Below are 23212 nucleotides of genomic sequence, written 5' to 3' on the forward strand. Positions count from 1 at the left end.
ATCCCCCAGACGTCCTATTGAATTGGCTAATATTCTCAATATTACTATAAAGATGAATGATGCATCAGTCCCAATTATCATACATATTCAATTCGCTTTGTTTTTCCCTAAAGGGGGGAGAAGGTAAATAGCGTCGAAATAAATAGAAATATATAGAAATATTTTAAAATTTTTGATGTAAATCATTTTATATCATGTTAGCATTCGAAAGGTGTTGATCATGGAAAAAGAAAGGAATGATGAATGATGAATCTGAAGGTTGAGCCCCTGCCTCCTTGCCGCATTGCTTATGTGAGACGGACGGGACCGTACGGTTCTGCAAATGCCGTGGCCATGGAGAAGGTGAAGGAATGGGCGAGGGGGCAGGGGCTGCTTGACAGCTCCGCTGTTCTGTTCGGTATTCCGCAGGATAACCCCCAGACTACGCCACCCGAACAGTGCAGATATGATGCGTGTATCGTGATTCCGGAAGATTATGCAATCGGCGATTCCGCCAGCGAGGCTTACATTCATGAAGACTATTTTGCAGGAGGCAAGTACGCGGTTAGCATAGTCAGACATACGGCGGAAGATATCCGGCAAGCATGGGCTGAAATCTTTATAAGCCTGCACAATAGCGGCCTTCAACTGGACAATAAACCGATTATCGAAAGATACAAGGGAGAGCTGCTCGAAGACGATTGGTGCGAAATATGCGTGCCAGTGCTATGAGAAGTTAGAAGTTGAAGTAGAATAGACGGCAAAAGAGCCTCCGGGACCACATTCAGTGGACCGGAAGGCTCTTATTAAATAGCTGATGCTATAAGGAAGGCTTGGCTTATTCCTCAGCGCTGCTGTCGGTGTTCTTCGCTTTGGCGTCCTGCGCTGCGCCATTCTTCACGAAATCCCGCAGCCGCTGCAGTTCTTCGGCAGCCCGTGCTCTCACGCCAGGCGAGTGGGCTTCACCGGCTTCGGCAACGGAGGCATCCGGCGTGTAGCGTTCCGGAACCGCCGTTCCGGTTTCCCATTCGCGGATTTTCTCTTCCATCCGCTGAAAGCCGCGGGAGGCGTGACGGGTGTCCAGCCCGTATGCCGAAGCGGATGCCGAAGCCCATGAAGCGGGCTTGGGGCGGCTGGCCGCTGCTTTGCGTGCCCGATCGACCAGCTCGGCGCGTTTGGCCTTGAGCCGGGTCTGTTCTTCCTTGGCGGCCGCAATTTCGTATGTCAGTCCGGCGATAACCTGCCGGGTCTCCTCCAGGCCGTCCTCGCATTCCTGTGCGCTTGCCGTATAGCGCAGCTTCGCCTCAACAGCCGCTCTCGCGGTCATTTCGTCTCCACGCTCCAGCGCCTTGACCGCGTCGCTTTCGCTCAGCTCGGCGAGCATCCGGTATTCCTTCAGCCGGCGCTCCAGCAGCCGCGCCGCCGTCTCCATATCCCGGCTTTGCCGCTCGGCGTCCGCGATTTTGTCGTCCAGGTCCCGCAAGTATTGTCCGGTCATCATGACCGGGTCCTCGAGCCGGTTCAATCCTTCATGCAATGCTGCTTTCGTCAGGGTTGCAATTCTGTCCAATATACTCATGGTTATCTCTCCTTTGAATTGTGAAATGAAATGGTCTGATTTTAGTAATAATAATGATTGTTATCCGTGAAGCTGCCGCTGCGGTCGCTTGGGACAATCAGGCTCGCGATAACGTAGACGAAGAGGAATGTACCGACACTTCCCAGGGCGACAATGATGGCGATTAGACGAACCAAGGTGGAGTCGATGCCGAAGTATTCGGCGAGGCCGCCACACAGTCCGGTGAACTTGCGGTCTCTTTCGGAACGGAATAATTTTTTCATGGTTATTATCTTCCTTTCGTGATTTCCGTGTTTGATCGGCTGATCTATGTCTTTATTGTAGTGGCTTTCGTGAGGTCCCAAAACGGCCTGCAGACGGTTTTGCATTCTCGACCTTAGACGGGGGAAGCCTACGCTGTTGGACGGGGATAACAGCAGAAAGCCCCCGGATTCGGGGCATAAGGCCTCGAATCCGGGGGCTGCGGCGTTTCCGCTGTTCAGTTCGTGCTCTCGCGAATTGAGAGGAAATGGGTGACATTGGAGTGCTGGGGAATATCCGCCGTTCCTTTGAGGAGCTTGATCAGGTTGCGCGCTGCTGTCATGCCGATTTCGGTGGCAGAGTACTCCACCGTGGATAATCTCGGCCGGACGACGGATGACAGATAGCTGCCGTCAAAGCCGAATACGGCGATGTCCTCCGGTACGCGCAGGCCGTGGTCCATCGCATAATTCATCGCGCCGATGGCCATCCAGTCCGTCGCGCAGAAGACGGCGGTCGGCAGCTCGCCGCTCCCGGCGATGGTCTGCATGGCGTTCCTTCCGTCGTCCACGGACAGGTCGCTCTCCACGACCCAGCCGTCGCGAATGGGCAGACCTGCATCGGTCATCGCCTGTCTGAAGCCGTCGTAGCGGTCGCTGCCGATCCCTGACTCGCCGAAGCCGCGAATCATGCCGATGGCGGTGTGTCCCTGTTGAATGAGGTAGGTCACAGCTTCATAAGAGGCGGTCACATTGTCCACATGCACGGAAGGAATGGAAGGAACCTTGGAGACCTGGCCGATGACCGTGCAAGACATGCCTGAGGAATGTATGGCTTCCAGATGCCGGTGCTCCAGAGGAGAGCCGACGAAGATGACGCCCTCCGCGCGAATCTCCCCGAACCGCTTCAAATAATGCAGCTCGCTCTCCACCGTGCTGTCCGTCAGGCCGATCAGCAGCTCATAGCCGTACAATCGCGATACCGAGCCGATGCCTCCGATCAGATCGTTCAGCACGGTGTTGCTGAATTGCGGAGCGATCACGCCGAGCAGTGCTGCTTCGGCTTTGGTTCCTTCCGGAGAAGGGGGACCCGTGCGGTATCCCGTCTGTTCCATCGCTTCCATCACCCTGGCCCGGACTTCGTCCTTGACGGGCTTGCTGTTGTTGATGACACGGGAGACGGTCGAAATCGACACCCCGGCCATTTTGGCGATATCGTGAATCGTTACTTTCATAAAGAAACACAACTCCGAACCCAATAGAATAGCTTATTTCAGGAAAATATTTTCCCGACACAAGCGATACTGCATCGTTTATTGCTGCCTTTTTCCCATATGATCAGTAGAAGAAATGTTGTCGTACAACGGCTGAAGACCCAATAAATAACAGATAAAGCAAAGGGATTTCTGTAATTCCGTAGGAACTTTGCCACTTTACCAGTAAACTCATCATAACATGAGGCTGAATGTTTGCCAATTATACTTGACCGGGGAAAATATGATGCTTTATACTCCATTTAGGGAAAATATTTTCCTGTATAGAGAGCTGGAGGAGCTGACGGATTTGGACAGAGTATGGTGGAAAGAAGCGGTGGCGTATCAAATCTATCCCCGCAGTTTTATGGACGGCAACGGAGACGGAATTGGCGATCTGCGGGGCGTGATCAGCAAGCTGGATTACTTGAAGGAGCTTGGGATCGACGTCATCTGGATCTGTCCGATCTACAAGTCCCCGAATGACGATAACGGCTACGATATTTCCGATTATAAGGACATCATGGAAGAGTTCGGCACGATGGCCGATTTTGACGAGCTGCTGAAGCAGGTCCATGGCCGGGAAATGAAACTGATTATGGATTTAGTCATCAATCATACCTCGGATGAGCATCCGTGGTTTATTGAATCCCGTTCGAGCCGGAACAATCCGAAGCGGGATTACTATATTTGGGCGGACCCGAAGGACGGGGCAGAGCCCAACAACTGGGACAGCATCTTTGGCGGATCGATTTGGGAATATGACATGGTGACGGAGCAGTATTTCATGCATGTCTTCTCGAAGAGACAGCCCGATCTGAACTGGGAAAATCCCGATGTTCGCGCCGAGCTGTACGACATGGTCAACTGGTGGCTGGATAAAGGCATCGACGGGTTCCGGATCGACGCGATTTCCCATATCAAGAAGCTGGCGGGCTTCCCGGACATGCCGAATCCGAACGGCCTGCGCTACGCCCGATCATTCGATGGGCATATGAACCGCGAGGGCATTCATGATTTTCTGGAGGAGCTGAAGCGGGAGACCTTCGACAAATACGATATTATGACGGTGGGTGAGGCCAGCGGCGTGACGGCGGACGAAGCCGATCTGTGGGTGGACAAAGAGAGAGGCAAGTTCAACATGGTGTTCCAGTTCAACCACATGGAGCTGTGGAACAAGAGCATGGATGCGGGCTTCGACATCCTGACCTTCAAGAAGGTGCTGAGCGAGTGGCAGAAGAAGCTGGAGGGCAGCGGCTGGAACGCGCTGTTCATGGAGAATCACGACAAGCCCCGTTCGGTCTCGACCTACGGCAGCGACGGCCCGTACCGGGTCCAGTCGGCGAAGGCGCTGGCGACGATGTATTTTCTCATGCAGGGAACGCCGTTCATTTATCAGGGACAGGAAATCGGCATGACAAATGTGCGGTTTGAATCCATTGACGACTACGATGACGTTCATATGAAGACCTGGTACAGACTGGAGCGGGAGGAGGGCAAGTCCCACGAGGAGCTGATGCCGGTTATCTGGAAGAACGGACGCGACAACTCGCGGACGCCGGTGCAGTGGAATGACAGCGAGCAGGCCGGATTTACGACAGGCACTCCCTGGATGAAAGTGAATCCGAACTACAAGGAAATCAACGTGGAGGCGGAGAAGAGCAACCCCGGTTCCATCTACCATTATTACCGGAAGCTGATCGAGCTCCGCAAGACTCATCCGGTTCTGATCTACGGCACGTACGATCTTATTCTGCCGACGCACAAGCAGATCTACGCCTACACCCGGACGCTGGAGGATGAGCATTGGCTGATCCTGACGAATCTGTCGCCGGATGAAGCATTGTTCCATCTGCCGAAGGGGATTCGCTATGCGTCAGCGGAACTGCAGCTTGCCAACTATGAAGCGCCCGAAGGGGGCAGCATCCGCACTCTTCATCTGCGTCCGTACGAGGCGCGCGTGTATCGTTTGGCATCACAGGTCTGATAAGAGCACGACGTTCGCGGGTATGCGTAACATCCAACATCCCCCCTTGGGGGGATGGCATGAATGAGTTTACACGTATAGCATGACAGACCCCGGAAGTTTTGAACTGGTTCCCGTCGAAAGTCTCTGGAGACGGCTCAATGGCTCAAAACTGCCCCGGGGTTTTATTGTTGGCTGGACCAAATCCGTATATTTTGGGAGGGGTCGGAACCTTGCAAATATATGCTTTGAATATGGCCGTAATCATTTTTAATCGAAATGTTAAAATCCCCGGTAGACTTCGGAAGAGGCAAAATACTCCCTGTTATTTTTAAGTACAGCGTATTATCGCCATAAGCGGCTTTATAGCCTGTAAATCTATTCGCACTATCCGAAAATCCCCCCTTTAATGCGATGATTTCATCCGATACCTTGCATTGTGAAATCATAATCGAGTGCGGATTTATTATATTGTTATAGTTCATCCTGTAAATGACCCCAATCAGCGAAACGACAGCAACTATGCCTATCCCTAGCGTAAGAACCCATTTTCTCGTCATTCTGTAACCTCTTCTCAATCCAATCAATGTCCCTGTCATGAAATAAATCATACCATGATCCTGACCAGTCTTTCTTCCATCTTCAGGGGAAAAGAGGCTGGTTTTGCGTTGTGTACAGTTAGTCTAACCTTGACATTATTAATAGTAATCGTTACGATATAAAAATAAATCGTAATAATTACGAATAAGGAGGTTCGATTCACGATGAGAGTTACTGTTACGCTGGCCTGCACCGAGACAGGGGATCGCAATTACACGACGACCAAGAACAAGAAGACCCATCCCGGACGTCTGGAGCTGCGCAAGTACTGCCCAAGACTGAAGAGACACACGCTGCATCGCGAGACGCGCTAATTCTGCGGGAAAATTGCCGAAGAGATCGGATATCAAACCATATAAAGGAGACATCAAATGAAACGAATTCCTGTCACTGTGCTGAGCGGATATTTGGGATCGGGTAAGACGACGCTGCTGAATCATGTTCTTCATAACAAAGAGGGCCTGAGGGTGGCTGTTATCGTGAATGACATGAGCGAAATCAATGTGGATGCCCGGCTGGTGGAGTCCGAGAATACCTTGTCACGGACCGAGGAGAAGCTGGTCCAGATGACCAATGGCTGCATCTGCTGCACGCTGCGGGACGATCTGCTGCGCGAGGTGTACAAGCTGGCTTCGGAGGGACGCTTCGATTATATTCTGATCGAATCCTCGGGAATTAGCGAACCGGTTCCGGTGGCCCAGACCTTTACATATGAGAGCCCCGGACAGGACATCGATTTGACGTCGCTGGTCCGGCTCGACACGATGGTAACAGTTGTGGACGCGCATCGTTTCTGGCATGATTTTGCTTCGGGCGAGAGTCTTCTGGACCGCGAACAGGCGGCCGGAGAGGAAGATTACCGGGATATCGTCGACCTCCTGATCGACCAGATTGAGACCTGCGACGTCCTGGTGCTCAACAAGTGCGACCTCGTTGAAGAAGGAGAACTGCTCAAGCTGGAAGGAATTCTGCGCAAGCTTCAGCCTTCCGCCAACATTATACGGTCCATCAATGGAGCCGTAGACCCGGGAGAAATTCTGAACACGGGCCGGTTCGACTTTGAACGGACGAGTATGTCCTCGGGATGGATTGCGGAGCTGAACAAAGAGGAGCATACGCCGGAGACCGAGGAATACGGCATCGCTTCCTTCGTGTACCGGAGCCGGATTCCCTTCCATCCGGAGCGGCTCGGCTCTTTGCTCGGCAATTGGCCGGAGCAGGTAGTCCGCGCCAAGGGCCTGGTATGGCTGGCGGCGCGCGGCGATTTCGCGGCGACGATCGGTCAGGCCGGGCCTTCGATCCAATTCGGGCCGGCTGGCTACTGGCTTGCTTCCCTGCCGGAGGAACAGCAGCGGGAGATACTGGAGAACGAGCCGGAGGCGAGAGAGCGCTGGGATGAGAGATGGGGAGACCGGATGACGGAGATCGTCCTGATCGGGATCGACATGAACCGCGAGGACATCGAAGCTGGATTGAACCGCTGCCTGCTGACTGAAGAAGAAATGAAGCAGGACTGGAGCCGGTTCAACAATCCTCTTCCCTGGCCGGTGCAGGATGAGTCGTTCGCGTAAAACCTTGCCGGCTAATGGAAAGACGGGTAAAGTAAATGAGCATTTTGCATAATTCATATTTTGATTTAAAGTCAAAGTTAGGTTACAACGAAATCTCAGTGTTGTGAGAGTGGAGTGAAAAATAGACAGACGGACAGAATTTCAATGAATCGGAAGTTTTTAAGCGGCGTTCTGTACTCGTTGCTTCGCAATGGCAAGCGCAGAGGCAAGTAACACAATCGCATTTAAATATTGGTGAGTTGTCACTTTTTGAATCCCCCAGACGTGAAGCTGGTCTGCAGTTAAATAGGTCTTCATTCGAGAATTGCAGCGTTCTACACTGGTTCGTTTATTGTAAAGTTCCTTCCAGCCTCGGCTTTCCCGATGCGGTAGCGCATAACGCCGGAGATCCGTTTGACTGTTGATTTTAACCACCATTCCATAATTGGAGGACGAACAAGCGGCCATGCCCAAAGGACAATCCACTTGACCTGTCGCATGTGGACAACGGAATTTTAAATGCACCTTTTCCTGTCCCCAATACGTCATGGGAAATCCCATCGAACAACAGGGCGTGCCTTTGCGGGTAATCCCCGCTGGCGGTTCCTTTTCATTCCGTGGATTCAGCGGAATAATGGCTTGCGCCTTGACGTTCCGGGCGGCCTCGTAGTTTTTTATTTGGTCGTAGCCCGCATCCAGCATGAAGAATTTCACTTTAGATTTCGCAGCGACAGTCGTCATGAGTGCAGGCCCTTCGTCTCCGTCGTTCACATGGGCAGAGGTCACCTTGAGCGCCATGGGAAGTTCACTTTTGGCATCGACGGCCAGATGCAACTTATAGCCAAACCACTTGACTTTGTTGCCAAAGGTGTCAAACTTGGCACCCCAGTTGGCATTGCCGGTGAGTTCACTTTTTCGCTTGGGTTCCTTTTTCTCGTAAGCGTGAATAGCGGCGCTGTCGATAGCGACATGAGTTCCGTCGATGATTCCAGCTTCTTGGCACTGAGTCACAAGATCCTCAAACAACTGCTTGGCAAGGCCTTTGCCAGTCAACTCGGCAAAGACTCGACTTAATGTAGAAATCGAAGGAGCGGGGATATCCAGTCGAAGCCCACATTGGTAACGGAAACGGAGGTCAAACTTTAGTCTGCGCGCTAGGCCGGTGAACGTATCGATATTCTCTAAAGGAGCTGCGAGTAGCGCGCGAAGAATGCCTTGACGACAGTGTCCGTCTGCTCCTCGGGGTGAGGGATTTCTCAATTCTCTTGCGTAAGGTCGCAGGTCCAAAGCGCTGAAAAAGATGGGCAATCGCTCTTTCGATTCGATTTTTTGAAGCTCTTCAAAGGAAAATAGACTTTCTTGGAGAATATACATAGTGACTTCACTCCCTTGGGTTTTCTCGTTTGGTCACTTGAAAACTTCTCCAAGTTGGGGTGAAGTCCTTTTTTATGCTCAAAATTGCTTTGTGTAACAAGGGCTTAGATTAATGCAAAATGCTCAAATGAATAAAAACAGCGGCTGCAAGGACATAATGGCTTGTCCAAGCAGCCGCTGTTTCTATGTTCAGCGTTGCCGATTGCTACTTGCTTGACGTATTGCTGTAAATCCTTATGCCTTCTCGCGGTTCTGCGCTTTGAGCAGATCACGGATTTCCGTCAGCAGCACTTCCTCTTTGCTCGGAGCGGGAGGAGCGGGTTCTTCCTTGGGGCTGGATTTCTGAAATTTGCCGAGCAGCTTGATGAACAGGAAGATTGAGGCGGAAATCAACAGGAAGTCGATGACCGACTGGATAAAGTTACCGTATGTAATGGCTGAATCACCATATTTAAGAGACAAGCTGGTAAAATCCAGTCCGCCGAACAAGATGCCGATCAGAGGGGTGATCAGGTCCGATACAATGGAGCTGACGATTTTGCCGAACGCGGCCCCTATAACGACACCGATTGCCAGATCCAGCACATTTCCCTTGAATGCGAATGCCTTAAACTCTTTCCACATGAACGTCTTCTCTCCTTATAATTCGATTGTGACCTTGATTGTAACATTTAGACGAAGAAATAGGGAGAGTTTCAGGGCTCACCAATGACATAAATCACGCACTTCATCTTGAGGCCGGAGATTCGGCCGCGCCGCACGCAGCAGGTTAACCGGCTGTCACTGGGCAACTGTCCTTCCGAATGATCAGCTAAAAAGCATTTACAGGAAATTCGGATCATGTTAAATTTTAAGGAAAGGACAATCGTCCTGCAATTAATCAAATTAATCGAATATCCGCGTTAAAGGTAAAATCATCGAAAGATGATGACACAAAGCTATGGGTCTAAAGCCATCCATCGGAGGGCCATGATCGCCAGGCCGCCATAGGGGTAACGGTAGGGAAGAAAGACAACTCCAATGGACATAAGTCTATTTGGAGTTTTTTTGTGATTTCGCCCTGCTACGGCGCCGCTTTACCGCAAGGATTCGAAAGGGGACAATGCATGAGGAATAATTGGAGAACACTGGGGAAATTTTTGATCGCAGGCGCTGTAGTGGTTTCAGGCTCGCTCGGATGGACTTCCCATCCTGTTACGGTATCCGCCGCCGCTAACACCAAAGTCATAACAGCGGATCAAATGCTCGCCAAATTGGCGGCGACCTCGAAGACGCTGAAGAATTTTCATTTGAGTTCAACGAAGAAACAGGACCTTCAGATCGGCAGCATGCGGATAGGCAACACCAACACGCTGAGCCTTGACATCAATCGTCTTCCTAGCTTTGCAGCGGCAGGCACTGTCAATATCGGGTTCCTTGATACGGACTTCGAATTGTACGCCAACGACAAGGAATACTACAAGGTGGTCGACGGCAGCGACCTTATCGATGAATACGACGAGGACACTGCAAGCGGCGATGTGTACGGAGATTCGGCAAATGGAGAAGACGTGGACAGCGCTGAAGAGATTGACCCCGATTCCCAGTACTGGGTTGACCTGGACCAGGAAGATTGGTATTCACTCTACACCAAGGGGCAATTCGACCCCGCTTCCGTGCTTGAGTCGGTCAAGGGCTATAAGAAATCCATGAAGGTCTCCACGGCCGGAACACAGACGATCCTTCAATTTACGCTAACCGATGCGAAAGCGGCCAAGGCCGTCATCGCACTCTATGACCGGGAGAACCTCTATGAGGGGGCGGTCATTCAGCCGAAAAGCGTAACCTGGAAATTGTACGCCAACAGCAAAACCTGGCAGACGGAAAGGCTGACCGTTGATCTGAATTATGTCCTGGTAGAAGACGGCGAGAAGGATGTATATACGACCAAGGTTGACGCCAAGTATTCCGCCCATAACAAAGTTGCAACGATTGTGAAGCCATCCGAGCTGCAATAGTAGATGTACAGACAGTTTCATATGGGAAAAAGAGCGCTGTTCGATCGAACAGCGTTTTTTTTGCATGCGATACATAGACAATCAACGCTGACTTATCATTCGAACCAGGCGAACGGATAGGAATAAATAACTATTATGATTCATAAATATGCAAATTTTACAGTTATATCTTCATTATTCGTATAGTAATGTCGAATTAAAAGATAAGACATCTTCATTCACAAAGTCGCACATGGATAAAGGGTTGAGCATGGATCAAAAGTCGTGAATAAAAACACATATGTGAACAGCCAAAGGGGGATGAAAGAATTACATAGAACAGAGCAATCCAAAATCCAAGCAAAAATACTGGGGTAAGAAACATATCGTGGGAGTGATTGTGATGAGATGGATAAAGAATATGAGAACCAGCGTCAAGTTGATTACTTCGTTTCTGATTGTATCGGTCATTCTGGGGTTTGTGGGACTTTATGGAATCAGCAATTTGAATAAAATGAACAGCTCGCTCAGCGGAATGTACGATAACGGTCTGATTCCCGTTAAATCGGCTTTGACGGCGCAGGTTAGCTATACCCGGATGAGAGTGAACATCCGCGCTGCTTACATTGCGGATACCAAAGAGAGTCTCGATAATTCTATCGCTACCTATCAATCCGAGGCCAAAATTGTGGAGAGCAGCATTGCGGAATTCAGAAAAAACAAAAATGAGCGCGGAGTCATTAAAAATTCTCGAGCCTTTTGATGCGAAGTGGGCGGAAGTTATCAGACTCTACGATCAAGCGATGAAGCTGAGCCAAGATGGGCGAAATGCAGAGATGAAGAGTCTGATGGACAACGAGGTCTCCACCGTGGGAGACGAGGTCCGCCTGCTCCTCAATGAACTGATCGATAATTCGATAACAGAGAGCGACCATACGAAGCAAGCGGCAATGACCTGTTTGTTTCGTCCAGAAATATTACGATCCTCATTATTATCGCGGCCGTATTAATCTCGGTCGGGATGGGATATTTCATCTCCCAGATCATATCCAAACCATTGTCCAAGGTGACCAGTCTGGTGAACGCCGCAGGGGATGGAGATTTGCGCAGCCTACTTGATATCGACACGAAGGATGAGGTCGGACAACTGGCCAAAGGCATGAATACCATGGTCCATAATCTTCGCACGATGGTTGGCCATATTCTCGCGCATGCCCAGAGCCTTGCGGCGTCATCGCAGCAAATATCCGCAAGCGCTGAAGAGATTGCCCACGGCAATGACAGCCAGGCGAGAGAGGCCAGAATGATCAACGAACTGTTCAGCGAATTATCCACCGGTGTTCATTCGGTCGCTCAAAATACGGAAGTTGCTTCCGAGCTATCGGTTCAAGCGGCCAAAGCTGCGGAAGAAGGCAACGGCATTATTCAGCTGTCCAACTCCAGCATGCAGGTCGTCAGCCAACAAATGACGCGTCTTGAAGATGATTCGCAGAAGATCGGCGAAATAATCGAGGTTATTGAGGATATTGCGGAACAGACCAATCTGCTTGCACTCAATGCGGCGATTGAAGCCGCCCGCGCGGGAGAACAGGGACGGGGATTTGCTGTCGTGGCCGACGAGGTTCGCAAGCTGGCGGAGCGCAGCGGCGAGGCGACCAAGCAGATCACCAAGATCATCAAAGGCATGCAGGAGAATACACGGTCCAGTGTGAGCTCGGTGCAGGAAAGCGCGGATTTGTCCGAACGTACGGCGGAGTCCTTCCAGCGCATCGTATCCTTTGTCAATGATAACGGGCAGAAGGTTATGGAGATTGCCGCAGCAAGTGAGGAGCAGGCAGCCCAGACTACGACCGTATTGTCGGCGGTGGAAAATATTTCATCGGCAACGGAGGAGGCGGCGGCGAGCAGCCAGGAGATGGCGGCCACTTCCCAATCGCTGGCTAATCTCGCCGGTGAGCTGCAGTCCTCGGTATCCATTTTTAAAATTTGACCTGAAGATGGCCGATGCCACATACCCGCGTAATCCAAGGAATGTGCGGCAGGATAAAATTGGATGCACGGATTGTCGCAAATTCCTCATTGTTCGTCATGTTCATCTACGCCTTCCTGTGATTTAATTAAAAATAAATATAAATAGAGATAATTCATAGGGTAGGAGGAAGAAGTATGACTCAACAACATGTGAGGAAAGCCTTTGGGGCCATGCTTCTGCTGGCGTTTGTCGTGCTGTTGGCGGCAGGATGCGCGCAGAACACTCAGACAGCAGGCGGCTCGTCTACGAGTGCAGCTGTCTCTTCGGAACCGGATGCAACGCCATCCACCGAACCTTCGGGTTCGTCTGGCGGTGACTCTGAGCTTCTGGTGTCAGCCGCCGCCAGCCTAAGCGACGCTCTGAACAAGCTGGTTCCGCTGTTCGAGCAGGAGCATCCGGATATCAAGGTCCGGCTGAATTTGGCGGCTTCGGGCACACTGCAGAAGCAGATCGAGCAGGGAGCGCCTGCCGATCTGTTCATATCCGCAGGCACGAAGCAGATGAAGGCTTTGAACGACAAGGGATTGACCGATTCTGCGCAGACTGCAAATCTGCTGACGAATGAGCTTGTTCTCGTCGTGCCCGCCGATTCCGGGCTGACCGCAGTTACGGCGGATGCGCTGAGCGGTCCCAATTTCGCCAAAATAGCGGTGGGGCAGCCGGAGTCGGTGCCGGCTGGTATGTACGCGCAGCAGTTTCTGAAGAGCGCCGGACTGTGGGACAAGCTGGAGAACCGGCTGGTGATGGCCAAGGATGTCCGCCAGGTGCTGACCTATGTCGCCTCGGGCAACGCGGACGCGGGGTTTGTCTATAACAGCGATGCCGCAGGCGAGCCCAAGGTCAAGATAGCCATGAAGGTCGATTCAAGCACCCATGACCCGATCGATTATCCGGCTGCCGTGCTTAAAGGCAGTACACATCCGGAGCAGGCGAAGCTATTTTATGACTATCTGTTCTCCAAAAGTGCAGGCGATATATTTGTGGAATACGGATTTAAGCTTGCCGGGCAGTAAGTCCTTGAATGGCAGGGTTCTATGGATCACTATGCATGCTTTCGTCAACGATATAGAAGATAACAGACTGTTCCGTCAATCGGGACAGTTTTTTTCTGTTATCAGCCACAACTCGAATTCTATTTTCTTATATGAATCATACTTTATCTTATATTTATTAAGGCTATAACGGGAGTTACAATGTACGTATCATTATATGCGTTATATATGTCTGAAGCGCAGAGGCTACGCCGAGCTGGTCCGCCATTCGCGGCAGGAAAATATGGAGGCACAGGCGGCTGCGGGCCGGCAGATCAATTCATGAAGGAGCTGAAAGCTGTGGAAGCCAGCAAGCTTAAGATATGCGTCTTTAATTACAGGGAGTTCGACGAAGCCCGGCATTTCCGGGAGATCAGCAGCGAGCTGGGAATAGAGCTTGTGATTTGCCGGGAGGCCCCGACGCTCTCCACGATTCATCTCGCCAAGGGCTGCTCCTGCATCTCGATCATCACGACGCCTATGGACGCCGAGTTGATTGGCGAGCTGCACCGCCTGAACGTGACGATGATTTCAACCCGGACGGTCGGCTTCGATCATATTGACCTGAAGGCTGCCCGGGAGCACGGAATCCGGGTCAGCAACGCGACCTACGCTCCCGAGGGCGTGGCCGATTATACGATCATGCTGATGCTGATGGCGTCACGGCAGATGAAGCGGATTATGGAACGGGCGCATATCCAGGATTTCTCGCTGGACGGGATTCAGGGCAAGGATTTCGCCCGTATGACAATCGGGGTTATCGGCACCGGCCGGATCGGGCAGACGGTCATTCGCCACCTGTCAGGATTCGGCAATCCGCTGCTGGCTTATTCACTCTCGGAATCGGAGGAAGCGAAGAGGTACGCCAGGTATGTCTCGCTGGAGGAACTGCTAAGGCAATCCGACCTTATAACGCTCCATGCGCCGGTCGATGAGAGCAACTACCATATGATCAATGCCGATACGATTCCGAAGATGAAGAGAGGGGTCATTCTCGTCAATACCGCCCGTGGAGCGCTGATCGATACAAAAGCGCTGATGGACGGGATCGAAAGCGGACAAATCGGGGCGGCGGCACTGGATGTTATTGAGGATGAGATTTCCCTCTACTACCATGACCTGAAATCCAAGGTGCTGAGCCACCGCGATCTGGCTGTTCTCCGCAGCTATCCGAATGTAATCGTGACGCCCCATATGGCCTTCTACACGAACCAATCGGTGCAGGATATGGTATACGCTTCGCTGAAGAGCTGTGTGCTGGAGGCGGAGGGCGCGGAGAATCCCTGGAGGGTCGTATGAAAAAGTGTAAAAAACTTGCGGATCATCCTGACGAAATCCGAAAAATCCCGAAAGTTGAAGAATTGCAAATAATCCCGGTCAATCGGTGCAGCCGAATGACCGGGATTATTGTTTTGTTGGGGAACCCAACCCGAGCATGACGCAGCTAATCGATCAGCTGATCTGCGGCGTCGATTCCCGAATGACAGGCTTCGTGTAAATATGCGAGACCTGATAGGGCTGGTCCGGATGATCGATGCGGGACAGCAGCATTTCGGCGGCCGACACGCCCATTTCATTGCTGTAGATGTGCACGGTCGTCAGCTTCGGCTCGATAATTCGCGACTCCGGCGCGTTGTCGAAGCCGCAGACGACGATATCCTTCGGTATCGACAAATTCAGATTCTTGAGCGCGGTCATGAAGCTGACGGCGATAAAATCGTTGGCGCAGATGAAAGCGGAGGGAAGCTCGGCCATTTCCTTGAGCTTGTTATCGGCCCAGCCGGGGCTTGAGAAGAACAGCCCATCGTCGTCCAGCACGCTCTGCGAAGGATCAAGCTGAATGCCGGCTTCGCTAAGGGCGCGATTGAAGCCGACCCAGCGTTCCTGGAAGCTGCGGCAGTGATTGCGGTCCCCGATGAAGCCGAAGGTCTTGTAACCGCCGTCAATCAGCCGTTTGGTAATCTGGTAAGTACTGTGCTCGTTCTCCATGAGCAGGACGTCGGCCTGAAAGTCCGGGTAGCAGACAAATGCGGAGCAGTCGATGAAGATGGCCGGAATCTCAAGGCCAGTGATCATCTTGCTGTACTCCAGATCGAAGAGTTCAATGCAGATAATGCCGTCCACGGCGGCCGCGTCGAAGTTATTGGGGAGCGACAGCGTTTTCTTTTCAATATCACGGATGATATGAATGGACAGATTATAGCCTTCCGCGCTGATCCGCTTCTCCAGGCCGCTAATAAGCGCGGAGCCGAAATGGGAGGTGTTGGGCAGATTCTCCGTCAGCAGGGCGATATTCTTCGGCGTTTTAGTTGACAGAAGGCTTTCGCTTTCCATCAGGGAGAACTGCTTGTATTTCAGTTCAATTGCTTTCTTGATGACTTTGTTGCGGGTTTCTTCGGGGATTCCCCCGGTGCCGTTCAAGGCTTTGGAGGCCGTATTTCTGGAGATTCCCAGTGCATCGGCGATATCTTGTATGGTCACTTTATCCCTGGCCATGTATATCCTGTCACCTCTATATATTCGAATTCTGGTGTTCGCTGTCAGCAGGGAATATCCCGCTTATTCTTTCTTAAATGTATACTAGTTTTTCCAAAATAGCAACATAAACTTTACAAATGCACAATTTCATTTACATTATTGATCGACATATTAGGTGAAAATCAAAATTTCATCTGTATTTTTGGTCTTTTTACAAAATGTAACCGCAATCTTGCAGAATTTAGTTGTCAAATGAACAAAAATATATTTACAAAATGTATTGACGTATGCCGAATGCTTTGGTAAATTGTAAATGCGGAAGGGCAAAATGACCAATTGTAAGCCCTCACACCAGTTGAAGAATGGAGGCTAAGGCTTTGCAAAACACTCTGGAAGCGAATCACGGCAAGACAGTGACGAGGCGGAAAAGCTCCTTATGGGAGTTTGTCCGAAAGCACTATTTTTTGTATCTGCTGCTGTCGCCGGCTTTGATTCTGACCCTTATATTCAAGTACGGGCCGATGTACGGCGCCATCATCGCCTTTAAGGATTTCAGCCCGGTCAAGGGCATCCTCGGCAGCGATTGGGTAGGCTTGTATAACTTCGAGAAGTTCCTGTCTTCCCCCAACTTTGAAGTTATATTTATGAATACGCTTAAACTCAGCCTGTTCGGACTGATTCTGAGCTTTCCCGTTCCGATCCTGCTGGCCTTGATGCTGAATCAGGTCCGGCGGTCCGGCGTCAAAAAGAACATTCAATTGTTCCTGTACGCGCCTAATTTCATTTCCGTCGTCGTCGTGGTCGGCATGCTGTTCATCTTCCTGTCGCCTACAGGCCCGATTAACCAGCTTGTGACCTGGATAACCGGCGAACCGGTGATGTTCCTGTCCCGGCCGGAGTACTTCCGCTGGATTTATATCCTTTCGGATATTTGGACGGGAGCGGGCTGGGCTTCGATTATCTATGTGGCGGCGCTCGCGAATGTTGATCCAGAACTGCACAACGCGGCCAATCTGGATGGAGCCAACCTGCTGCAGCGTATCCGGCATATCGATCTGCCGACAATCAAGCCCATTATGGCAATCGTCTTCATTCTTGCGGCCGGCGGCATCATGTCGATCGGATTCGAGAAGGCCTATCTCTTGCAGACGGCGACGAACCTGCCGACATCCGAAATCATCCCGACCTATGTGTACAAAATCGGCCTGCAATCCGGCGACTACGCCTACTCGGCTGCTGTGGGGCTGTTCAACTCCCTGATCAACGTCATTTTGCTCGTTGTGGTGAACACGATTGTCAAGAAACTGAATGAAGGCGAAGGCCTGTACTAGGGTGTGTATGCAAACCTAAGCAAGCCATATCATAATGGAGGCCAGGGACAAAAAAGCCATAAAGGTACACGCCAGCTTATCATAGCGAGTAGCTAGTCGACGATAGTGTTTTAGTTTATTGAAAAAGCACTCGATCAGATGACGCTCCTTGTAAATCTCACGGTCCCATTCCAGGGGCTTCCGACGATTTTTCTTACTTGGAATCACACAGGTCGCAGTCTGTTCATCCAATAGACGGCGGATTCGGTTGGTATCGTACGCTCGGTCAGCCAACACTTGCCTTTTCGTTAAGTCCATTTGTTTCAATATCTCATAACCGGTTACGGAGTCATGACAATGGCCTCCGGTCAGCACAAAGCGCAGTGGGTTGCCCAGCGCGTCAACGACTGCGTGGATTTTGGTTGTTAATCCGCCCCGGGACCGCCCAATGGCTTGCTTAAGGCCCCCCCTTTTGCGCCCGATCCATGCTGATGGACACGGACAATCGTGGTATCGATCATGACGCTTTCCTCGTCGGGCTCTGCGGAAACATGCTCCAGAATACGGTCCCAAATACCGGCCATTTGCCAGCGGCGGAATCGACTATAGACGGTAGACCAAGAGCCGAAATATTCAGGTAAATCCCGCCAGGGGGCACCTGACCGTGCTACCCACAGCATGGCATTTAGCATTTGACGATGGTCTTTCGGGGGTCTCCCTCCTTGTGGTTTTCTCTCCGGCGGTAGCAGGTCCTTAATGGCTTCCCATTGGTCGTCACGGATTTCATATCGATTCATCATACCTATGATTTACCCATTTTATGGGGTCATAGTTTGCATACAGGCCCTAGAGAAAGGAGCAACCGCTCATGTTCATCAAGCATACCCGGATGGACCGCTTCATGCTTACGCTGAATGCCGTCCTGCTGACCCTGGCCGTCCTGCTTGTCGTAATCCCGCTCGTCTATGTGGTGATCGCTTCCTTCATGGACCCGTCGGTGCTGCTCAGCCGGGGTCTATCGTTTCATCTCAAGGACTGGTCGCTGGACGGCTATGAGAAAATCCTGACCAATCCGGCCATGATTCGCGGATTTGGAAACGCTGTCTTGTATTCGGTCTGCTTCGCCCTCCTTACCGTCAGCGTCTCGGTCTGCGCAGGCTATGCGCTGTCGGACGACCGGCTAAGAGGAAGAGGCCTCTTCATGACCCTGTTCATCATCACGATGTTCTTCGGCGGCGGGCTCGTTCCGACCTACCTGCTGGTGAAGAATCTGGGCATGCTCAATACGATTTGGGCCGTTATCATTCCCGGTTGCATCAACGTCTGGAATATCATTTTGTCCCGGACATTCTTCAAGAGCGTTCCCCATGAACTAAAGGAAGCCGCCAATGTGGACGGGGCGTCGGAAATGCGGATCTTCTTTGGCATTGTGCTCCCGCTGTCCAAACCGATTGTATTCGTGCTTGCGCTGTACGCTTTTGTCGGCCAGTGGAACTCCTATTTCGACGCCATGATCTATCTGGACAATCCGAACCTGCATCCCCTTCAGCTCGTGCTGCGCTCCATCCTGATCCAGAACCAGGTCGATCCGGGCATGATCAGCGACCAGCTCGCCATGGCGGAGATGAAGCGGCTGTCTGAAATTATCAAATATGCCGCGATTGTCGTATCGAGTCTGCCGCTCATCATCATGTATCCGTTCTTCCAGAAGTACTTCGAGAAAGGTGTTATGCTCGGTTCCCTCAAATAGGAACGGGCTGCACATAGAAAGAGTCATGCATTCATCCTATTTTGGAGGTCATAACCATGGGAAGATTCACGCGTTCACAAGCAACGACTAAGATGGCATCTGCAGCTGCGCTGGCTTCACTCTTGTTCCTGTCCGCCTGCGGCGGCAGCGGGGAAAGCGGCAAGTCGGCCGAAGCGGACCCGAGCGCAAGCGGAAAGGTCACGCTGAACATGATCACTCAGAGCTCGCCGCTGGCTCCAGCCGATCCGAACGACAAGCTGATCTCGAAGCGCCTGGAAGAGAAGACCGGTGTCCATATCAACTGGAAGAATTTCACCAAGGATGTGTTCGTCGAGAAACGCAACCTCGCGGTCGCAAGCGGTGACTTGCCCGACGCGATCTTCAACGCGGACTATTCCGACTATGAGCTGCTGAAGCTCGCCAAGGATGGCACCATTATCCCGCTGAATGATCTGATCGATAAATATATGCCGAATTTCAAAAAAGTGCTGGAGGAAGCTCCGGACTACAAGAATATGATTACCGCGCCGGACGGCAATATTTACGCTTTTCCGTGGATCGAGGAGCTGGGACAGGGCAAGGAACGCATTTAGGCGGTGGACAGCATGCCGTGGATCAATGTGACCTGGCTGAAGAAGCTGGGTCTCGACATGCCGAAGACGACAGACGATCTGAAGAAGGTGCTGACTGCCTTCAAGACGCAGGACCCGAACGGCAACGGCCAGGCGGATGAAATTCCGCTGTCCTTCATCAACAAGCCGGGCGCGGAGGATCTGGCCTTCCTGTTCGCCTCCTTCGGACTCGGCGAGAATCCCGATCATCTGGTGGTGAGCAATGACGGCAAGGTCATCTTCACGCCTGCCGAAGAAGGCTACAAGAACGCCATATCCTATATACACGGCCTGTACAAAGACGGGCTTGTCGATGTCGAAGCCTTTACGCAAGACTGGAGCACATACGTAGCCAAGGGCAAAGACCAGAAGTACGGCCTGTTCTTCACTTGGGATAAGGCTAACATCTCGGGAGACAACGATGATTATGAAGTGATGCCTCCGCTCGCCGGACCGGACGGACAGGTCAATGTGACCCGGACCAATGCGCTCGGACTAGGACGCGGCAAAATGGTCATTACAAGCGCCGACAAGCAGCTCGAAGCGACGGCGAAATGGGTGGATCAACTTTATGATCCGATCCAGTCCGTACAGGACAACTGGGGCACCTATGGCGATACGACGCAGCAGAACATTTTCGAATACGACGAGACCAAGAACACGCTGAAGCATCTGCCGCTGAATGGCGCCGCTCCTGTCGAGCTGCGGGAGAAGACGAGTCTGGGCGGGCCGCTGGCCGTGCTTGACTCCTATTACGGAAAATACACGACAGTGCCGGATGACGCCAAGGAGAGAATGGACATCGTCAAGAACATCATGGCGCCGCATATGCAGGCGGACAACGTCATGCCGAGCGTCTTCAATTCGATCGAGGAGCTGGACCGGCTGACCACAATCGAGACCGACCTGTTCGCCTATGTGCTTCGGATGCGCTCGGAGTGGTATGAGAACGGCAAGGTCGACGAGCAGTGGAGCAGCTACTTGAAGGAGCTGGATCGTCTCGGACTACAGGAATGGACGAAGATCAAGCAGACCGGCTATGACCGGGCGACACAAAAATAAGACAGAGATAAAGGAGAGATCCATATGTCCGCCATTGTAAAAACCGATTACCGCAGCGCCTACCATTTCTCGCCCAAGGCAATGTGGATGAATGACCCGAACGGGCTGGTCTATTTTGAAGGCGAGTACCATCTGTTCTTCCAGCATCATCCGCACGGCATGGGAATGGGCGATATGCATTGGGGCCATGCGGTCAGCCGGGACCTGGCAACGTGGGAGGAGCTGCCGATCGCGCTGGCTCCGGATCACTTTGGCATGATTTTTTCGGGAAGCGCCGTGGTGGATTGGAACGATACGACCGGCTTTTTTGACGGAGAGCCGGGGCTTGTCGCCATCTTCACCCATCATCTTGACGGAAAGGATGGTGCGCCCAACATCGAGCGGCAGAGTCTAGCCTACAGCCGGGACAAAGGGAGAACCTGGATCAAGTATGAAGGCAACCCCGTGCTGGAAGATGAGAACGGCATCGACTTCCGCGATCCCAAGGTATTCTGGCATGCAGCAACGAGCCGCTGGGTTATGATCGTCGCCTGCGGCCAGACGGCAGGGCTCTACCATTCCCCCGATCTGATTCACTGGAGCGCGGGAAGCCGGTTCGGAGAAGGCATCGGTTCGCATGACGGGGTATGGGAGTGCCCCGACCTGTTCCCGCTGGCTGTGGACGGTGAGGCATCCAACATGAAATGGGTGATGCTGGTTAGCATCGGGGCGAACCCCGCTCTGGCGGAAGGATCGAGAACGCAGTATTTTACGGGGGATTTCGACGGAGCCGTCTTCACGCCGGATGAAGATTCCCGGACTGTGCGCTGGCTCGATTACGGCCGCGACAACTACGCCGGCGTTAGCTGGTCCGATGTGCCGGAGGAAGACGGAAGACGGCTGTTCATCGGCTGGATGAGCAATTGGATGTATGCGGGCTTGACCCCGGCGGAAGGGTTCCGGGGAGCCATGACCATTCCGCGCGAGCTTGCACTGGAGACCAGAGCAGGCGTGACCGTTCTCGTGCAGCGGCCGGCCCGGGAGCTGGAAGCCGTCCGCAAGCCGGTTCACAGTCTGAAAGGAGCTTCACTCGGCAAGCTTCGCAAGCTGCTTGACGGCCTTCGGCTGGAAAGCTTCGAAATCAAGGCAGAGATCGCCGCCGGAGCATCGGCTGGATTCAAGGTTCGGGCGGGAGCGGATACGGAGACGCTGATCGGCATCGACGGAGAAGCTCAAGTGCTGTATGTGGACCGGAAGGCATCGGGAAGACATTCCATTCATCCGAACTTCCCGGGACGTCATACGGCGAAGCTTGAAGTCGGCAGCGAGACGGCGACGGAACTTCGCATCTTCGTGGACCGTTCTTCGGTCGAGGCGTTCGCAGGGGGAGGGCAGGCCGTCATCACGGATCTGATCTTCCCGGAGCCTGATTCCACCGGTGTCGATGTCTACGCGGATGAAGAGATGGCCTTCCTCACGCTTGAGATTTACTGGATGGACCCGCAGTCTGCGGCAAGCGGCGTACAGAAAGCGGAGGGTTAAGCCATGGTGATCGGAGCGGTTGAAGCGGGGGGCACGAAATTCGTCTGCGGAATCGGGAACGAGCATGGAACCATTGAGGATAAGATCAGCTTCCCGACCGGGCATCCGGATGAGACCGTGCCCAGGGTCATTGAATATTTCAAAGACAAGTCCGTGGACGCCATCGGCATCGGGTCATTCGGCCCGATTGATGTTACGCCGGAGAGCCCGACCTACGGGTTCGTGACGACGACGCCCAAGCCAGGCTGGGCGCAGTACGATCTGCTCGGCATCCTGCGGCGGGAGTTCCCGGTGCCGTTCGGCTGGGATACCGATGTGAACGCTGCAGCTCTGGGCGAAGCCAAATGGGGCGCCGCACAGGGTCTGTCCAGCTGCCTGTATTATACCGTCGGTACCGGAATCGGTATCGGCGTGTATTCGGAAGGCCGGACAGTTCATGGCCTGGTGCATCCGGAAGGCGGGCATACCTTGGTCAGACGCCATCCGGATGACGATTTTGACGGTATTTGCCCGTATCACGGAGACTGCCTGGAGGGAATGGCGGCAGGCCCCGCCCTGCAAGCGAGATGGGGCGCGAAGGGTCATGAGCTGCCGGAGAACCATGCGGCATGGGAGATCGAATCCTTTTACCTCGCACAGTCGATTTCGAATGCCGTTCTGCTGCTGTCCCCGGAGAAGGTCATTCTCGGCGGAGGCGTCATGCAGCAGTCCCAGCTGTTCCCGCTCATCCGGGAGGGTGTGCGGCGGAACCTGAACGGGTATGTGCAGTCCGGCGTTATTACGGATGATATCGGGAGCTATATTGTTCCTCCGGGTCTCGGCCAGCAGGCGGGATTATGCGGGGCATTGGCTCTGGGAGTAGAAGCGTGGAAGAATCAGACCTCGTCCGTTTGAGTTAGGG

The 23212-nt window shown here is 52.6% G+C and carries 22 protein-coding genes, 1 pseudogene and 1 riboswitch; of the genes and pseudogenes, 15 read left to right on the plus strand and 8 right to left on the minus strand.

Annotated elements, in window-relative coordinates; translation table 11 throughout:
- Nucleotides 1-243 precede the first annotated feature (243 nt).
- Nucleotides 244-711 (plus strand): AraC family transcriptional regulator, encoded by a 468-nt coding sequence (locus PSTEL_RS07320; RefSeq protein ID WP_342666558.1) that lies wholly within the window; start codon nucleotides 244-246, stop codon nucleotides 709-711.
- A gap of 106 nt (nucleotides 712-817) precedes the next feature.
- Here the strand turns inward: PSTEL_RS07320 and PSTEL_RS07325 are convergent, their stop codons facing one another.
- The 3 genes from PSTEL_RS07325 to PSTEL_RS07335 all read right to left on the minus strand — a co-directional run bounded on the left by PSTEL_RS07325 (nucleotide 818) and on the right by PSTEL_RS07335 (nucleotide 3032).
- Nucleotides 818-1558 (minus strand): PspA/IM30 family protein, encoded by a 741-nt coding sequence (locus PSTEL_RS07325; protein ID WP_052098256.1) that lies wholly within the window; start codon nucleotides 1556-1558, stop codon nucleotides 818-820.
- Nucleotides 1559-1599: 41 nt separating this feature from the next.
- The gene (locus PSTEL_RS07330) at nucleotides 1600-1821 is read right to left on the minus strand and encodes a PspC domain-containing protein (protein ID WP_038694464.1); all 222 of its coding nucleotides are present in this window, start codon (nucleotides 1819-1821) and stop codon (nucleotides 1600-1602) included.
- Between the two features lie 215 nt (nucleotides 1822-2036).
- The gene (locus tag PSTEL_RS07335; protein ID WP_052098257.1) at nucleotides 2037-3032 is read right to left on the minus strand and encodes a LacI family DNA-binding transcriptional regulator; all 996 of its coding nucleotides are present in this window, start codon (nucleotides 3030-3032) and stop codon (nucleotides 2037-2039) included.
- 328 nt (nucleotides 3033-3360) lie between these two features.
- Between PSTEL_RS07335 and PSTEL_RS07340 the strand changes: the two genes are divergently transcribed.
- A complete protein-coding gene (locus PSTEL_RS07340) occupies nucleotides 3361-5037 on the plus strand; it encodes a glycoside hydrolase family 13 protein (RefSeq protein ID WP_038700329.1) in 1677 nt (558 codons plus the stop codon).
- A 164-nt stretch (nucleotides 5038-5201) separates the two neighbouring features.
- Here the strand turns inward: PSTEL_RS07340 and PSTEL_RS07345 are convergent, their stop codons facing one another.
- Nucleotides 5202-5576: a hypothetical protein gene (locus tag PSTEL_RS07345; protein ID WP_038694465.1), complete on the minus strand. Its 375-nt coding sequence runs from the start codon at nucleotides 5574-5576 to the stop codon at nucleotides 5202-5204.
- 204 nt (nucleotides 5577-5780) lie between these two features.
- On the opposite strand from PSTEL_RS07345, the gene rpmG reads away from it, so the two are divergent.
- Entirely contained in the window at nucleotides 5781-5930 is a 150-nt protein-coding gene (gene rpmG / locus PSTEL_RS07350) for a 50S ribosomal protein L33 (protein ID WP_038694466.1), read from the plus strand.
- Nucleotides 5931-5987: 57 nt separating this feature from the next.
- On the plus strand, nucleotides 5988-7187 hold the full coding sequence (locus PSTEL_RS07355; RefSeq protein ID WP_038694467.1) for a GTP-binding protein: 1200 nt from the start codon (nucleotides 5988-5990) through the stop codon (nucleotides 7185-7187).
- 159 nt (nucleotides 7188-7346) lie between these two features.
- On the opposite strand, the gene PSTEL_RS07360 is transcribed toward PSTEL_RS07355, so the two are convergent.
- Together PSTEL_RS07360 and mscL are read right to left on the minus strand one after the other, a co-directional pair.
- Entirely contained in the window at nucleotides 7347-8540 is a 1194-nt protein-coding gene (locus PSTEL_RS07360; RefSeq protein WP_038694187.1) for a transposase, read from the minus strand.
- A 234-nt stretch (nucleotides 8541-8774) separates the two neighbouring features.
- On the minus strand, nucleotides 8775-9164 hold the full coding sequence (gene mscL, locus PSTEL_RS07365; RefSeq protein ID WP_038694468.1) for a large conductance mechanosensitive channel protein MscL: 390 nt from the start codon (nucleotides 9162-9164) through the stop codon (nucleotides 8775-8777).
- A gap of 273 nt (nucleotides 9165-9437) precedes the next feature.
- Nucleotides 9438-9529: riboswitch (cyclic di-GMP riboswitch) on the plus strand.
- A 117-nt stretch (nucleotides 9530-9646) separates the two neighbouring features.
- Here mscL and PSTEL_RS07370 point away from each other — a divergent pair.
- From PSTEL_RS07370 to PSTEL_RS07385, 6 genes are all read left to right on the plus strand, one after another.
- Entirely contained in the window at nucleotides 9647-10537 is an 891-nt protein-coding gene (locus tag PSTEL_RS07370; protein ID WP_038694469.1) for a DUF6612 family protein, read from the plus strand.
- A 382-nt stretch (nucleotides 10538-10919) separates the two neighbouring features.
- On the plus strand, nucleotides 10920-11279 hold the full coding sequence (locus tag PSTEL_RS28350; protein ID WP_245625097.1) for an MCP four helix bundle domain-containing protein: 360 nt from the start codon (nucleotides 10920-10922) through the stop codon (nucleotides 11277-11279).
- Nucleotides 11242-11526: an MCP four helix bundle domain-containing protein gene (locus PSTEL_RS28685; protein WP_281176762.1), complete on the plus strand. Its 285-nt coding sequence runs from the start codon at nucleotides 11242-11244 to the stop codon at nucleotides 11524-11526. Before PSTEL_RS28350 ends, PSTEL_RS28685 begins: the two co-directional genes overlap by 38 nt.
- A gap of 11 nt (nucleotides 11527-11537) precedes the next feature.
- Entirely contained in the window at nucleotides 11538-12506 is a 969-nt protein-coding gene (locus PSTEL_RS28355; RefSeq protein WP_245625098.1) for a methyl-accepting chemotaxis protein, read from the plus strand.
- A gap of 176 nt (nucleotides 12507-12682) precedes the next feature.
- Complete coding sequence (gene modA, locus PSTEL_RS07380) at nucleotides 12683-13561, plus strand: molybdate ABC transporter substrate-binding protein (protein ID WP_038694470.1); 879 nt, start codon at nucleotides 12683-12685, stop codon at nucleotides 13559-13561.
- Between the two features lie 300 nt (nucleotides 13562-13861).
- Entirely contained in the window at nucleotides 13862-14878 is a 1017-nt protein-coding gene (locus tag PSTEL_RS07385) for a D-isomer specific 2-hydroxyacid dehydrogenase family protein (RefSeq protein WP_038694472.1), read from the plus strand.
- Between the two features lie 153 nt (nucleotides 14879-15031).
- On the opposite strand, the gene PSTEL_RS07390 is transcribed toward PSTEL_RS07385, so the two are convergent.
- Nucleotides 15032-16075 carry a LacI family DNA-binding transcriptional regulator gene (locus tag PSTEL_RS07390; protein WP_038694473.1) on the minus strand — a complete coding sequence of 348 codons (1044 nt, stop codon included), beginning with the start codon at nucleotides 16073-16075 and terminating at the stop codon, nucleotides 15032-15034.
- Between the two features lie 344 nt (nucleotides 16076-16419).
- On the opposite strand from PSTEL_RS07390, the gene PSTEL_RS07395 reads away from it, so the two are divergent.
- Complete coding sequence (locus tag PSTEL_RS07395) at nucleotides 16420-17388, plus strand: ABC transporter permease (protein WP_052098258.1); 969 nt, start codon at nucleotides 16420-16422, stop codon at nucleotides 17386-17388.
- A 15-nt stretch (nucleotides 17389-17403) separates the two neighbouring features.
- Here the strand turns inward: PSTEL_RS07395 and PSTEL_RS26790 are convergent.
- Nucleotides 17404-18164, minus strand: a protein-coding gene (locus PSTEL_RS26790) for an IS5 family transposase (protein ID WP_156996009.1) whose coding sequence is annotated in 2 segments (ribosomal slippage) — nucleotides 17404-17837 and nucleotides 17837-18164 — 762 coding nt in all. Because the reading frame shifts where the segments join, the coding sequence is not laid out codon by codon here.
- 71 nt (nucleotides 18165-18235) lie between these two features.
- On the opposite strand from PSTEL_RS26790, the gene PSTEL_RS07410 reads away from it, so the two are divergent.
- From PSTEL_RS07410 to PSTEL_RS07425, 4 genes and pseudogenes are all read left to right on the plus strand, one after another.
- Nucleotides 18236-19117: a carbohydrate ABC transporter permease gene (locus tag PSTEL_RS07410; protein ID WP_038694475.1), complete on the plus strand. Its 882-nt coding sequence runs from the start codon at nucleotides 18236-18238 to the stop codon at nucleotides 19115-19117.
- A gap of 56 nt (nucleotides 19118-19173) precedes the next feature.
- Nucleotides 19174-20790: pseudogene (locus PSTEL_RS07415) on the plus strand (ABC transporter substrate-binding protein).
- Nucleotides 20791-20814: 24 nt separating this feature from the next.
- Nucleotides 20815-22311 carry a glycoside hydrolase family 32 protein gene (locus tag PSTEL_RS07420; protein WP_038694476.1) on the plus strand — a complete coding sequence of 499 codons (1497 nt, stop codon included), beginning with the start codon at nucleotides 20815-20817 and terminating at the stop codon, nucleotides 22309-22311.
- Between the two features lie 3 nt (nucleotides 22312-22314).
- Nucleotides 22315-23205 carry an ROK family protein gene (locus tag PSTEL_RS07425; protein WP_038694477.1) on the plus strand — a complete coding sequence of 297 codons (891 nt, stop codon included), beginning with the start codon at nucleotides 22315-22317 and terminating at the stop codon, nucleotides 23203-23205.
- The last annotated feature ends 7 nt before the right edge of the window (nucleotides 23206-23212 follow it).

The organism is Paenibacillus stellifer, from assembly GCF_000758685.1.
GTDB classification, from domain to species: domain Bacteria; phylum Bacillota; class Bacilli; order Paenibacillales; family Paenibacillaceae; genus Paenibacillus_AQ; species Paenibacillus_AQ stellifer.